This window comes from Paraburkholderia sp. SIMBA_054 (assembly GCF_046534875.1).
GTDB lineage: Bacteria > Pseudomonadota > Gammaproteobacteria > Burkholderiales > Burkholderiaceae > Paraburkholderia > Paraburkholderia hospita.
The window spans coordinates 1-404 of the sequence record NZ_JAWRXV010000291.1; the positions used below are offsets into that span (position 1 = coordinate 1).

At 71.3% G+C, this 404-nt stretch carries 1 protein-coding gene; it reads left to right on the forward strand.

The window, feature by feature from the left end; all coding sequences use genetic code 11:
• Positions 1–404 (forward strand): LysR substrate-binding domain-containing protein (locus tag SB822_RS55165; RefSeq protein WP_410858856.1); only part of this gene is annotated, 404 nt, incomplete at both ends.

Sequence of the window (404 nt, forward strand, 5' to 3'; positions counted from 1 at the left end):
GCGCCGAAGGATTGCGGCCGCTTGCGCAAAGTCTTGCGCGTGGCGAGGCGGGCGTGCTCTCGCTGGCGTTCGTATCGACGGCGGATTACGGTTTGCTGCCGCGGCTCTTGCGCGAGTTCGGCGCGCGTCATCCGCGCGTGCGGCTCGAACTGACCGAAGCCACGAGCGACGTGCAGGTGGATGAACTCGTGGCCGGCCGCATCGACGCCGGCCTCGTGATCGCACCGCTGCCGTCGCGTCATGCGATGCAGCTTTCGTGGCTGCCGATCGAGCGCGAGCCGCTCGTCATCGCGATGTCGACGGAGATGGCGGCGCGGGTCGCGCATGGTGGGGCGCATGGGGCGCATGCCGCGGCGGCCACGGACAGCGCCGGCGAGCCGCACGCCGAATGGCTCGACGCGCCG